Source organism: Pseudomonas sp. DL (assembly GCF_047199225.1).
Classification (GTDB): Bacteria; Pseudomonadota; Gammaproteobacteria; order Pseudomonadales; family Pseudomonadaceae; genus Pseudomonas; species Pseudomonas aeruginosa.
The window spans coordinates 1,543,089-1,556,433 of the sequence record NZ_CP178323.1 but is presented as its reverse complement, the minus strand read 5'-3'; the positions used below and the strand labels follow the sequence as shown (position 1 = coordinate 1,556,433).

Genomic DNA, 13,345 nt, shown 5'->3' with positions numbered 1-13,345 from the left:
TTACTCTCGCGTTCCGTCGACCCGCTCAGGCCGCTTCCACCTCCACCGGCAGGCCGTTGAGCGCGGCGTTACCCGACAGCAGGTCGAGATGACGCTCGTCGGTCAGGTCGTTGGCGCTGACGCCGGCCTGGGCGCGGGCGATCGCCAGTTGCACGCCGGGCCGCGCGTGGCCCCAGCCGTGCGGCAGGCTGACCACCCCGGGCATCATCTCGCTGCTCGCCGCCACCTCCACCTCGACGCTGCCGACCCGCGAGCGCACCCGCACCCGTTGCCCGTCGACCAGGCCGCGACCTTCCAGGTCCCGCGGGTGCATCAGCAACTGGTGACGCGGCTTGCCCTTCACCAGGCGATGGTAGTTGTGCATCCAGGAATTGTTGCTGCGCACGTGGCGTCGTCCGATCAGCAGCAACTGGTCGGACGCAGGCAGCGGCTGTGCGGCGAAGCGTTGCAGGTCGTCGACGAACAGCGGCGGCGCGGCCTGGATGCGCTGGTCGGCGGTCTTCAGGCGCGGCGCCAGGTTCGGCCGCAGCGGCCCGAGGTCGATGCCGTGGGGATGTTCGCGCAGAGTGGCCAGGCTCAGCCTGTGCTCGGAACGGTCGCCGTAGGCGCCAGCGCGCAGGCCGAGGTCGATCATCTGCTGCGGCTCCAGGGTCGGTTTCAGCTCCAGGCCGTTGCGCGCGGCGAAGGCCCGCGCCAGGCCGACGAAGATCTCCCAGTCGTGCAGCGCACCCTCGGGACGCGGCAGCACGGCCTCGTTGAAACGGGTCACGTTACGCACGGCGAAGACGTTGAAGGTGGTGTCGTAGTGATCGTGCTCCAGCGGCGCGGTGGGCGGCAGGATGAGATCGGCGTAGCGGGTCGTCTCGTTGATGTAGAGGTCGATGCTGAGCATGAACTCCAGGCCGTCCAGGGCCTGTTCGAGCCGCCTCCCGTTGGGCGTGGACAGCACCGGGTTGCCGGCTACCGTGACCAGCGCGCGCACCTGCCCCTCGCCTTCACCGAGGATTTCTTCCGCCAATGCCGCCACCGGCAGTTCGCCGCCATATTCCGGCAGCCCCGAGACGCGGCTGCGCCAACGGCCGAAGTGGCCACCCGAGGTACTCGCCACCAGGTCCAGGGCCGGCGAGGTGCACAGCGCGCCACCGACCCGGTCGAGGTTGCCGGTGACCAGGTTGATCAGTTGCACCAGCCACTGGCAGAGCGTGCCGAAGGCCTGGGTGGAAACGCCCATCCGGCCATAGCAGACCGCCCGTTCGGCGGCGGCGAAATCCCGCGCCAGTTGGCGAATGCTTTCGGCCGGCACGCCACAGCGCGCGCTCATGGACTCGGCGTCGAAGGCCGCGACCGCCTCGCGCACCCGCTCCAGCCCGTCGACCGGCAGCGGCGTGGGGCGACCGAGGTTCTCCTCGAACAGGGTGTTGAGTATCCCGAGCAACAGCGCCGCATCCTGGCCGGGACGAATGAACAGGTGCCGGTCGGCGATAGCCGCGGTCTCGCTGCGCCGGGGATCGACCACCACCAACCGGCCGCCGCGTGCCTTCAGCGCCTTCAGGCGCTTCTCCACGTCCGGCACGGTCATGATGCTGCCGTTGGACGCCAGCGGGTTGCCGCCGAGCACCAGCATGAAGTCGGTGTGGTCGATGTCGGGGATCGGGATCAACAAACCATGGCCGTACATCTGCTGGCTGACCAGGTGATGCGGCAACTGGTCGACGGAAGTCGCGGAGAAGCGGTTGCGCGTTTTCAGCAGGCCGAGGAAGTAGTTGCTATGGGTCATCAGGCCGTAGTTGTGCACGCTCGGATTGCCCTGGTAGACCGCCACCGCATCGTTGCCATGGCGCTCGCGGATCTCGCCGAGGCGGCTGGCCACCAGCGCGAAGGCCTCGTCCCAGCCGATCGGCTGCCACTCGCTGCCGACCCGACGCAACGGCTGGCGCAGGCGGTCGGGGTCGTCCTGGATGTCCTGCAGGACCACCGCCTTGGGACAGACATGGCCGCGGCTGAAGCTGTCCTGCGGGTCGCCCTTGATCGAGCGGATCCGCGGCACGCCGCCCTCGTCGCTCTCGGTCTCGATGGCGAGCCCGCAGATGGCCTCGCAGAGATGGCACGCACGGTAGTGGAGGGTCTTGCTCATGGCTCGCCTCTTCATTGTCGTCGCCGGCCGTCGCGGCCCGGCGCGTACGCGAGGACCAGACGACCGGTCTAGTCGTCGAATCGGCACTATGCGGCGCCTTCCGCCGCCGCGCCAGCAGCGTCAGTCGGCTGAATCGCCAGGCATCAGGCTGGCCGATGGGCGCGGTAGAGGGGAGGCGTGCCGTTTGTCCGGCTGTCAACTATCCACCTGGGAATTCCGGCGCGGCGAAAGCCGGTGCTAAACCTTGTCTCTTCGAGTCCACCCCTGTCCGACAAGACCAATAAAGCGTGGAGACCGCATGACCGACGACCACTCCTTCCGCCCTCGCCCCACCTCGTTGTCAGCCGCCCTGCTGCTGGGCGCCTGGATCGCCCAGCCGGCCACGGCCGCCTATGTCGAAGCCGGTCGGCCCGGCGATCCGGCCAGTTGGCGCTCCGCCGAATACCAGCAGGACTGGGGCCTGGAACGGATGCGGGCCGACCAGGCCTATGCCGCCGGCATCGACGGCCAGGGCGTGAAGATCGGCGAGATGGACTCCGGTTTCGACCCGAGCCATCCGGATACCCCCGCCTCGCGCTACCAGCCGGTGACGGCCAGCGGCACCTATGTCGACGGCACGCCGTTCAGCGTCAGCGGCGCGATGAACGGCAACAACGACTCCCACGGCACCCACGTCGGCGGCACCCTCGGCGCCTCGCGCGACGGCGTCGGCATGCACGGGGTGGCCTACGCGGCACAGGTGTACGTCGCCAACACCAACCAGAACGACAGCTTCCTGTTCGGCCCGACGCCCGACCCGAACTATTTCAAGGCCGCCTACCAGGCGCTGGCCGACGCCGGGGTGCGGGCGATCAACAACAGTTGGGGCAGCCAGCCCAAGGACGTCAGCTACGAGACCCTCGACGGCCTGCACGCCGCCTATGCCCAGCACTACGGGCGCTCCACCTGGCTGGACGCCGCCGCCGGCGTCTCCCGCCAGGGCGTGATCAACGTCTTCAGCGCCGGCAACAGCGGCTACGCCAACGCCAGCGTGCGCTCCGCCCTGCCCTACTTCCAGCCGGACCTGGAAGGCCACTGGCTGGCCGTGTCCGGCCTCGACCAGCAGAACGGCCAGCGCTACAACCGCTGCGGCATCGCCAAGTACTGGTGCATCACCACACCCGGCCGCCTGATCAACAGCACCATGCCCGGCGGCGGCTATGCCAACAAGTCCGGTACCTCGATGGCCGCGCCCCACGCCACCGGCGCGCTGGCCCTGGTCATGCAGCGCTATCCGTACCTGAACAACGAGCAGGCGCTGCAGGTTCTGCTGACCACCGCCACCCAGCTCGACGGCACGCCGACCGGCGCCCCCACCGACACCGTCGGCTGGGGCGTGCCGGATCTCGGTCGGGCGATGCATGGGCCTGGACAATTGCTCGGCCGCTTCGAGGCCAACCTCCCGGCCGGCCTGCGCGACGAATGGAGCAACCCGATTTCCGATAGCGCCCTGCTCCAGCGCCAGGCCGAGGACGCCGCCGAGCACGCGGCCTGGCAGCGGACGCTGAAGGACAAGGGCTGGGAAAACGGCTTGCCGGCCGGTGCCAGCCAGCAGGAACGCACCGACTATGCCATCGGCATGGCCCGCGACCAGGCCGCCGCCCAGCGCCAGTACCAGGGCAGCCTGGTCAAGGCCGGTGCCGGCAGCCTGGTCCTGAGCGGCGACAGCACCTATCGCGGGCCGACCCTGGTCGATGGCGGGCTGCTCAGCGTCGACGGTTCGCTGCTGTCCGCCGTCGAAGTCAATGCCGGCGGCACCCTCGGCGGCAGCGGCAGGATCGGCGGCCTGCTGGCGCGCTCCGGCGGCACGGTGGCCGCGGGCAACTCCATCGGCACCCTGGAGGTCGCCGGGGACCTGCGCTTCGAATCCGGCTCGACCTACGCGGTGGAGCTTTCGGAAAGCGCCAGCGACCGGATCGTCGCCAGCGGCAAGGCGAGCATCGCGGGCGGCAACGTCACCCTGGCCATGGAAAACAGCCCCGACCTGCTCAGCCAGTCCCAGGTCGAGAGCCTGGTCGGCCGCCGCTACGACATCCTCGACGCCGCCGGCGGCATCGACGGGCGCTTCGACGCGGTATTGCCGAACTACCTGTTCCTCGGCGGCACCCTGGACTACGCGGCCAACGCCATCCGCCTGGATATCGGACGCAACGGCACGACCCTCGCCAGCGTCGCGCAGACGCCCAACCAGGCGGCGGTCGCTGGGGCCGTGGAAACGCTCGGCGCCGGCAACCCGGTCTACGAAAGCCTGCTCCTGTCGGAAAACGCCGCAACCGCCCAACGGGCCTTCCAGCAATTGTCCGGGGAAATCTACCCGGCGCTCGCCGGCCTGTTGCTCAACGACAGCCGCTATCTGCGCGACAGCGTCGGCGAACGCCTGCGCCAGACCAGCGACGGCGAGGCCGGCGGGGAGGCTCCCGAAGGCTGGTTCAAGGCGCTCGGCTCCTGGGGCAAGAGCGCCGATGGCAGCCACGGTAGCGAAGGCTACCGGCATTCGGTCGGCGGCTTCCTGCTCGGCGTCGACAGCCAGGTCGCCAGCGACACGCGCCTCGGCCTGGTGGCCGGCTACAGCAACAGCTCGCTGAACATGGACAGCAGCCTGCAATCCTCCGCCAGCATCGACAGCTACCACCTCGGCGCCTACCTCGGCCGGCAATTGCAGCAATGGCGCCTGAGCCTCGGCGCGGCGCACGCCTGGCACCGCGCCGAGGTCAAGCGCGACCTGCAATACGGCGCCGTGGCCGGCAAGCAGAAGGCCAAGCTCGACGCACAGAGCAGCCAGTTGTTCGCCGAGGCCGCCTACGCGTTGGGCTGGCGCAGCCTGGAGCTGGAACCCTTCGCCGGGCTGGCCTACGTGCACGTCGCCAGCGATGACTTCCGCGAACGCGGTAGTGCCGCGGCCCTGGAGGGTGGCGACGACAACCTGGACGCCGCCTTCACCACCCTGGGCCTACGCGCGAAACGGCATTTCGAGCTGGATGCCGGACGCCGCCTGGCGCTCTCCGGCACCCTCGGCTGGCGCCACAACCTGAGCGACACCACCCCGCAACGCCACCTGGCGTTCGCCAGCGGCAGCCAGCCATTCAGCGTGGAAAGCGTGGCCCTGTCCCGCGACGCCGCGCTGCTCGGCGTCGACGCCAGCCTAGCGGTGAATCGCGAAGTGAGCGTGCGGCTGGGCTACAACGGCCTGCTGGGCAGCCGCGAGAAGGACCATGGCGTCGGACTGGCCGTCGACTGGCGTTTCTGACTTCGGTTACGAGGGCATGCCAGCCGTTGGATGGGTTCCGGCGGGCGGCAAGGGGAAAAAGCCACTTCATTGCCCTCGGTCACGAAACCGCTGCAAATATGAGAAAAAGACCTAACTAAAGGATTCATGCGAAATGCATAGCGCTATACTGTCCATCCAGCGCTGTACTATCCCTTCCAGCGCTGATCGCGACCCGGTGCCCGCACCACCGTGCCGCACGAGCCCCGGAGATCCGCACCTCCGGGGCTCACCTTTTGCTCCTCTCGCGCCCTCCTTCCCCGACTGAGCCCCTGCCCCTGCAAATCCGCGACGAGTGTCCGCAATGCGGCCATTCGATGAACGAGCGGCCGAACGGCGGGCGCCCAGGCTGCCTGCGCACAGTCGCGGAACGGGTCAGGCCTGGCGGAAGAAGATCATGCCGAACAGCACCGCCAGGGCGCTGAGGAACGACAACCCGGTTTGCCCCAGGACCATCAGGATCGCGGCCGCCGCCGTGCTCAGCGCATGCCAGCCCCAGAGCAGGCACGACAGGTTGAGGACGATGCCGGCCAGGGCCAGGTGACGCTTGCGGCTGCGCCTGAGCAGGCCGGCCAGGCCCAGCACCAGGCCGCAGGTCGATACCGCGAAGACCGCCAGCAGGGCGGCGAACAGGCCGAGCAGATGGTTCTCGTCGCTGAGGTCGATCCGCTCGCCGAGCGCCAGCGCCATCACCACCAGCGCGATGGCGACACCGGCCAGGGCGAGGAACAGCGACAGGCCGCCCAGCCGCGATTGGCGCAATGGCCGTGCCGGCGGCGCGGCGGCGAGTGTTTCTCCCGTGTGCATGTTCGACCTCCCTGGTCCGAAACCCGCCTCCTCCATGAAGGCATTCGGGCGCGCACAGCATAAAGCGTCGCCCCGCCCAACCGATAGATCGACGAGGCGGGACTTTGGCGGCGGGACAACGGCGAAGACCCGGGGAAAAACCCCGTAACCCGCGCCTTCCAAGCCCCTCCTTGTGTTTCCGCGACATTTCCTTATAAGATCGCGCCTTCCCCTATTTTCCCGCACGTTGCGGTCCCGCCGCAGGTCCAGTCCCGTTTTCTCTCGCGAAAGCCGGCCAGTGCCTCGGCCAGCAGTAAAAATAAAAGGTAGTCAGCGATGAGCGTACGGCACTTTCTCTCGTTTATGGATTACAGCCCCGAAGAGCTGATCGGTCTGATCCGCCGCGGCAGCGAGCTGAAGGACCTGCGCAACCGAGGCGTGCTCTACGAGCCGCTGAAGAGCCGGGTCCTGGGCATGGTCTTCGAGAAGGCTTCGACCCGTACCCGCCTGTCCTTCGAAGCCGGGATGATCCAGCTCGGCGGCCAGGCGATCTTCCTCTCCCCGCGCGACACCCAGCTCGGCCGCGGCGAGCCGATCGGCGACAGCGCCCGGGTCATGTCGCGGATGCTCGACGGCGTGATGATCCGCACCTTCGCCCACGCCACCCTGACGGAATTCGCCGCGCACTCGAAGGTGCCGGTGATCAACGGCCTGTCCGACGACCTGCACCCCTGCCAGTTGCTCGCCGACATGCAGACCTTCCACGAGCACCGCGGCAGCATCCAGGGCAAGACCGTGGCCTGGATCGGCGACGGCAACAACATGTGCAACAGCTATATAGAAGCGGCGCTGAAGTTCGACTTCCAGCTGCGCGTGGCCTGCCCCGAGGGCTACGAGCCGAAGGCCGAGTTCGTCGCCCTTGCCGGCGACCGCCTGCGCGTCGTCCGCGACCCGCGCGAGGCGGTGGCCGGCGCGCACCTGGTGAGCACCGACGTGTGGGCCTCGATGGGCCAGGAAGACGAAGCCGCCGCGCGCATCGCCCTGTTCCGTCCCTACCAGGTGAACGCCGCGTTGCTCGATGGGGCCGCCGACGATGTACTATTCATGCACTGCCTGCCGGCCCACCGCGGCGAGGAAATCAGCGAAGAGTTGCTGGACGACCCGCGCTCGGTAGCCTGGGATCAGGCAGAGAACCGTCTGCACGCGCAGAAGGCCCTCCTCGAATTGCTGATCGAACACGCCCATTACGTCTGAGCCCATGAGCCACGACCTGCTGCTGAACCTGAAAGATCTCGCCTGCGGCTACGCCTCGCAGAAAGTGGTGCAGGACCTCGACCTGCACCTCAATGCCGGAGACATCGGCTGCCTGCTGGGTCCTTCGGGATGCGGCAAGACCACCACCCTGCGCGCCATCGCCGGCTTCGAGCCGGTGCTGGCCGGGCAGATCGAGCTGGGCGGCGAAGTCATCTCGCGTCCCGGCTTCACCCTGGCGCCGGAGAAACGCCGGATCGGCATGGTGTTCCAGGACTACGCGCTGTTCCCCCATCTCAGCGTGGCCGACAATGTCGGCTTCGGCATCCGCAAGCATCCACAACGCGAGCGCCTGGTGCGCGAGCTTCTGGAGCTGGTCAAGCTCGACCACCTCGCCGCGCGCCACCCCCACGAACTCTCCGGCGGCCAGCAACAACGGGTGGCCCTGGCCCGCGCGCTGGCGCCCGAACCGCTGTTGCTGCTGCTCGACGAACCCTTCTCCAACCTCGACGTGGAACTGCGCCGCAGCCTCAGCCAGGAGGTTCGCGAGATCCTCAAGGCACGCGGCACCAGCGCGATCCTGGTGACCCACGACCAGGAAGAAGCCTTCGCCGTCTGCGACCACATCGGCGTGTTCAAGGAAGGTCACCTGGAACAGTGGGACACTCCCTACAACCTCTACCACGAGCCGCTGACGCCCTTCGTCGCCAGCTTCGTCGGCCAGGGCTACTTCATTCGCGGCCAGTTGCTCAGCCCCGATACGGTGCAGACCGAACTCGGCGTGATCCGCGGCAATCGCGCCTACAGCCTGCCTTCCGGCAGCGCGGTAGACGTCCTGCTGCGCCCGGACGACCTGGTGCACGCGCCGCAGGGCGAGCTGAAGGCGCGGATCGTCGGCAAGACCTTCCTCGGCGCCGCCACCCTGTACCGCCTGCAATTGCCCACCGGTACCCAGCTGGAATCGATCTTCCCCAGCCATGCCGACCACCAGCCGGGCGATGACGTCGGTATCCGCGTCGCCGCCGACCACCTGGTGGTGTTCGCCGCCCGGGGCAGCGTCGCCGCGCACCTCGCTCCCGTCCAGGCCTGATACCTCGGCGCCGTTCGGTCGGCGGCGCCTTTCCCTATCGACCGCATAGGTGGAGCCGGACGTCTCCAGCCCCTACAATCGCCCGACGATTCGAGGAGCCTGAACGATGCTGATGGTGATTTCCCCCGCCAAGACCCTGGACTACGAGACCCCGCCGGTCACCCACCGCTTCACCCAGCCGCAATACCTGGACCACGCCCAGGAACTGATCCAGCAACTGCGCCAGCTCACGCCACTGCAGATCAGCGAACTGATGAAGCTTTCCGACAAGCTCGCCGGCCTGAATGCCGCTCGCTACGCCAGCTGGCATCCGGAGTTCACCCCGGAGAACGCCAAGCAGGCGTTGCTCGCCTTCAAGGGCGATGTCTACACCGGCCTCAACGCGGAAGACTTCGGCGAGGACGATTTCGCCTTCGCCCAGGATCACCTGCGCATGCTCTCCGGTCTCTACGGCGTGCTGCGCCCGCTCGACCTCATGCAGCCCTATCGACTGGAAATGGGCACCCGCCTGGCCAACGCCCGTGGCAAGGATCTCTACGCCTTCTGGGGCGAGCGTATCAGCCAGTGGCTGAACGAAGCGCTGGCCGCCCAGGGCGACGACGTGCTGCTCAACCTGGCCTCCAACGAGTACTTCGGCGCGGTGAAGCGCAAGGCACTGCAAGCGCGGGTCATCGACACCGAGTTCAAGGACCTGAAGAACGGCCAGTACAAGATCATCAGCTTCTACGCCAAGAAGGCTCGCGGCATGATGGCTCGCTACGTGATCCGCGAGCGCCTGCGCGACCCGGCCGGGCTGAAGGACTTCAATGCCCACGGCTATTACTTCAGCGCCGAGCAATCCGGCCCGGATCAGCTGGTATTCCTCAGGGACGCCCCGCAAGACTGATCTCCCCGGCCCGCCGTCCTGGCGGGCCGCTCCTCTTTCGGCACGCCGACGCCTCCTGGCGCTACCGTTCGTCCCTCCGACACCCCTGCTGCGTCGCCTTTCTCCCCGGAAAAGCCCTTGTGGCGAATAGGCCTACTCAACCGTTCGTCTGCAAGTCATTCGGAACTGCATCACATTTTTTCACACCCAGCCCACCTGCTTTTTCCCAATTCGAGGCGGAAATGCCATCTCCGGCGTAATCCATTGGCCATTACCAGCCTCCCGCCATTACATGCAAATTACGATTGCAAAGTGCATGGGTCGAAGATTAAGGAATCCTTAAGGTTTGCTTAAGGCGGTAAAAGCGGCTTCTGTTTCATTCCGGTGACGCGGAACTTTCAGCCGCCATGCATTCTGCAACTAGTGGCCATTGGCAGGCATTTAACGGAAAGGCCATCAAGTTGGTATCAAGTGATATCAAACGGATATTTCCAAATATTTCGCGAGCGGGACAAACGGCCGGAACTTCCCTCGCAGAGAAAACATCCTATCACCGCGATGCCTATCGATAGTTATGGGCAGAGCAACTTGAAACCGTCTCGAATAATCGGACTCCGCTCCGAGGGACAAACTCAACCTGTTGAAATTAAAGGCCTTTAGAAACTTGAATTCTATGGACCGAACTAAAACGAAGCATCCAAGGTCGGGTTATGCACCGTTATTGAAACCCACCTGAAACATTAAAGGGCATGAACTTATAACTTGCCCTATTAGAGTGCCGAACAACTAAGCACTCTATTCGAAACTGCCTGAAGGCGGATCAAGGGCTCTGGATCGGGGCTCGTAGTAACGGCTCGCCAGATAGGGAAGTGGCCATACGGCCACCTCATTAACGGCGCGACAAACAATCGAGGTGAATGCGATGCGAATCAGCATCTTTGGTTTGGGCTATGTCGGTGCAGTATGTGCTGGCTGCCTGTCGGCACGCGGTCATGAAGTCATTGGTGTGGATGTCTCCAGCACCAAGATCGACCTGATCAACCAGGGCAAGTCGCCCATCGTCGAACCGGGCCTGGAAGCGTTGTTGCAGCAAGGCCGGCAGACCGGACGGCTGTCGGGCACCACCGACTTCAAGAAGGCCGTGCTGGACTCCGACGTATCGTTCATCTGCGTCGGCACGCCGAGCAAGAAGAACGGCGACCTGGACCTGGGCTACATCGAGACCGTCTGCCGCGAGATCGGCTTCGCCATCCGCGAGAAGTCCGAACGCCACACCGTGGTGGTGCGCAGCACCGTACTGCCGGGCACCGTCAACAACGTGGTGATCCCGCTGATCGAGGACTGCTCGGGCAAGAAGGCCGGGGTCGACTTCGGCGTCGGCACCAACCCCGAATTCCTCCGCGAGAGCACCGCGATCAAGGACTACGACTTCCCGCCGATGACCGTGATCGGCGAACTGGACAAGCAGACCGGCGACCTTCTCGAGGAAATCTACCGCGAGCTGGACGCGCCGATCATCCGCAAGACCGTCGAGGTCGCCGAGATGATCAAGTACACCTGCAACGTCTGGCACGCCGCCAAGGTCACCTTCGCCAACGAGATCGGCAACATCGCCAAGGCGGTCGGCGTCGACGGCCGCGAGGTGATGGACGTGATCTGCCAGGACCACAAGCTCAACCTGTCGCGCTACTACATGCGTCCCGGCTTCGCCTTCGGCGGCTCCTGCCTGCCCAAGGATGTACGCGCCCTCACCTATCGCGCCAGCCAGCTGGACGTCGAGCACCCGATGCTCGGTTCGTTGATGCGCAGCAACTCCAACCAGGTGCAGAAGGCCTTCGATCTCATCACCAGCCACGACACCCGCAAGGTCGGTCTGCTCGGCCTGTCGTTCAAGGCCGGCACCGACGATTTGCGCGAAAGCCCGCTGGTGGAGCTGGCCGAGATGCTCATCGGCAAGGGCTACGAGTTGCGCATCTTCGACCGCAACGTCGAATACGCGCGTGTCCACGGGGCCAACAAGGAATACATCGAGTCGAAGATTCCGCACGTCTCCTCACTGCTGGTCTCCGACCTCGACGAAGTGGTGGCGAGTTCCGATGTGCTGGTGCTGGGCAATGGCGACGAGCTGTTCGTCGACCTGGTGAACAAGACCCCGAGCGGCAAGAAGCTGGTCGACCTGGTGGGCTTCATGCCGCACACCACCACTGCCCAGGCCGAGGGCATCTGCTGGTAGCGGGCCGCCCCCTGGCCCCGTGAGCCGGTAAAGAACCTCTTTATCGCCCTCGGACCGAAGGCCGTCTCCGCGGCGTGCGCCATAACAACAACAAGCGCACGCCGGCGTCGAGGCCAAGGTCCCCAGCCCGATGGAACTGATGATGGAAACTTACAAACGTGGCCTCGCCGAAGCCACCGGCTGGCTGGTGTTCCTCAGCCTGCTGATGGTGCTCGCGCTGGCAGTGCCGAAGACCGTGTTCGACGCCGACTCCAAGGATTTCATCCTGCTTATCGGCGCCGTCGGCATCTGGCGCTACTCCATGGGCGGCGTGCACTTCCTGCGCGGCATGCTGTTCCTCCACGTGGTCTACCCGTACTACCGCCGGCGCGTGCGCCAGTTGGGCAGCGCGGCCGACCCGTCGCACGTGTTCCTGATGGTCACCAGTTTCCGCATCGACGCCCTGACCACTGCCATGGTCTATCGCTCGGTGATCCGCGAAGCCATCGACAGCGGCTACCCGACCACCGTGGTCTGCTCCATCGTCGAGATGTCCGACGAGGTCCTGGTCCGTTCTCTGTGGGAGAAGATGAACCCGCCGGACCGGGTCAGCCTCGACTTCGTGCGGATTCCCGGCACCGGCAAGCGCGACGGCCTGGCCTATGGCTTCCGCGCGATTTCCCGGCACCTGCCGGACGACGACGCGGTGGTCGCGGTGATCGACGGCGACACCGTGCTCGACCACGGCGTGGTGAAGAAGACCGTGCCCTGGTTCAAGCTCTTCCCCAACGTCGGCGGCCTCACCACCAATGAATTCTGCGAAGTGCAGGGCGGCTACGTGATGAGCGAGTGGCACAAGCTGCGCTTCGCCCAGCGCCACATCAACATGTGCTCGATGGCCCTGTCCAAGCGCGTGCTGACCATGACCGGACGGATGTCGGTGTTCCGCGCCCGGGTGGTGACCAACCCCGAGTTCATCACCGACGTCGAGAACGACCACCTGGAGCACTGGCGCCTGGGTCGCTTCAAGTTCCTCACCGGCGACGACAAGTCCAGCTGGTTCAGCCTGATGCGCCTGGGCTACGACACCTTCTACGTGCCCGACGCGGCGATCAACACGGTCGAGCACCCGCCGGAGAAGAGCTTCATCAAGGCCAGTCGCAAGCTGATGTACCGCTGGTACGGCAACAACCTGCGGCAGAACTCGCGCGCGCTCAAGCTCGGCGCGCGGCGCCTGGGCTGGTTCACCATGCTGGTGCTGTTCGACCAGCGCGTCTCGATGTGGACCAGCCTGCTCGGCCTGGTGGTGGCGATCCTCGCCAGCCTCAAGTACAGCATCGCCTTCCTGCTGGTGTACCTGCTCTGGATCGGCCTCACCCGCCTGGTGCTGACCCTGCTCCTCTCGCTCTCCGGGCACCGCATCGGCCCGGCCTATCCGCTGATCCTCTATTACAACCAGATCGTCGGCGCGCTGGTGAAGATCTACGTGTTCTTCCGCCTCGACCGGCAGTCCTGGACCCGCCAGCCGACCAAGCTGGAGCGCGGCCTGGCCAGCTTCCAGCGCTGGTTCAACGCCTGGTCGTCGCGGGCCATGACCTTCTCTGCCGCCAGCATCTTCGTCGCCGTGCTGCTGACCATCGTATGACCACCGAATCGACTACGGACAACGCCAGGGCCGCGGCCCGCGCGCAAATCGACCCAGA

Annotated in this window: 8 protein-coding genes; 6 read left to right on the top strand and 2 right to left on the bottom strand. The window is 66.0% G+C overall.

The genetic code is table 11. From position 1 onward, the window contains the following. Nucleotides 1-25: 25 nt before the first annotated feature. Entirely contained in the window at nt 26-2,134 is a 2,109-nt protein-coding gene (locus ACI766_RS07245) for a molybdopterin oxidoreductase family protein (RefSeq protein WP_023104612.1), read from the bottom strand. Nucleotides 2,135-2,432: 298 nt separating this feature from the next. On the opposite strand from ACI766_RS07245, the gene ACI766_RS07240 reads away from it, so the two are divergent. Further along, a complete protein-coding gene (locus tag ACI766_RS07240) occupies nt 2,433-5,420 on the top strand; it encodes an autotransporter domain-containing protein (RefSeq protein ID WP_003104263.1) in 2,988 nt (995 codons plus the stop codon). Between the two features lie 393 nt (nt 5,421-5,813). On the opposite strand, the gene ACI766_RS07235 is transcribed toward ACI766_RS07240, so the two are convergent. Beyond that, nucleotides 5,814-6,245, bottom strand: coding sequence for a hypothetical protein (locus ACI766_RS07235; protein WP_003110011.1), 432 nt, complete (start codon nt 6,243-6,245; stop codon nt 5,814-5,816). Between the two features lie 315 nt (nt 6,246-6,560). Between ACI766_RS07235 and argF the strand changes: the two genes are divergently transcribed. The 5 genes from argF (at nt 6,561) to alg8 (ending at nt 13,287) form a co-directional block, all read left to right on the top strand. Further along, a complete protein-coding gene (argF, locus tag ACI766_RS07230; protein ID WP_087823854.1) occupies nt 6,561-7,478 on the top strand; it encodes an ornithine carbamoyltransferase in 918 nt (305 codons plus the stop codon). 4 nt (nt 7,479-7,482) lie between these two features. After that, entirely contained in the window at nt 7,483-8,565 is a 1,083-nt protein-coding gene (locus ACI766_RS07225) for an ABC transporter ATP-binding protein (protein ID WP_003092092.1), read from the top strand. A 106-nt stretch (nt 8,566-8,671) separates the two neighbouring features. After that, the gene (gene yaaA, locus ACI766_RS07220; protein WP_003092094.1) at nt 8,672-9,451 is read left to right on the top strand and encodes a peroxide stress protein YaaA; all 780 of its coding nucleotides are present in this window, start codon (nt 8,672-8,674) and stop codon (nt 9,449-9,451) included. 901 nt (nt 9,452-10,352) lie between these two features. After that, nucleotides 10,353-11,663 (top strand): GDP-mannose 6-dehydrogenase, encoded by a 1,311-nt coding sequence (algD, locus tag ACI766_RS07215; RefSeq protein ID WP_003110461.1) that lies wholly within the window; start codon nt 10,353-10,355, stop codon nt 11,661-11,663. A 139-nt stretch (nt 11,664-11,802) separates the two neighbouring features. Then, complete coding sequence (gene alg8, locus ACI766_RS07210; RefSeq protein WP_003119545.1) at nt 11,803-13,287, top strand: mannuronan synthase; 1,485 nt, start codon at nt 11,803-11,805, stop codon at nt 13,285-13,287. Nucleotides 13,288-13,345: the final 58 nt, after the last annotated feature.